The sequence below is a fragment of the Pseudomonas sp. USTB-Z genome, assembly GCF_019691255.1.
Classification (GTDB): domain Bacteria; phylum Pseudomonadota; class Gammaproteobacteria; order Pseudomonadales; family Pseudomonadaceae; genus Aquipseudomonas; species Aquipseudomonas alloputida.
This window is the reverse complement of sequence record NZ_JAECZP010000091.1, coordinates 1-396: the sequence shown is the minus strand read 5'-3', so window position 1 is coordinate 396 and position 396 is coordinate 1. Positions and strand designations below refer to the sequence as shown.

Genomic DNA, 396 nt, shown 5'->3' with positions numbered 1-396 from the left:
GTCGGTGGTATCGGTCACTTGAACCGAAGCCGCACCGCCCAGTTGCAGGTTCTCGAACGTAGCGCCAGTGGCGTCTACCGCCGAATTAATACCCAGGCTGATCTGGCCAGCGTCGTTGTAGACGTCATCACCCTGAGCAGCGTGGGTGTACGGCGCGCTGGTCTCGCCGGCCTTGATGGTGACCTGGGCGTTGTTGCTCAGGGTCACGACCAGGTCGTGGGCCAGCGGCTGGTTGACGTGCACAGTGAAGGTCGGTTTGACGTTCTCAGCTACCGAAGTCTGGTCAGCAGTAATAGTGACCTTGACCAGGTCGCCTTCGTTGCTGCCGCCCGGGTTGCCTGGGGTACCAGGCTCGTCGGTGACGGTAGTGCTGACCGGCGTCTTGTCGAGGGTCAG

Annotated in this window: 1 protein-coding gene; it reads right to left on the bottom strand. The window is 61.9% G+C overall.

The window, feature by feature from the left end; all coding sequences use genetic code 11:
• A partial coding sequence (locus I8746_RS26995) for an immunoglobulin-like domain-containing protein (RefSeq protein WP_221101231.1) occupies window positions 1-396 on the bottom strand: 396 nt, incomplete at both ends.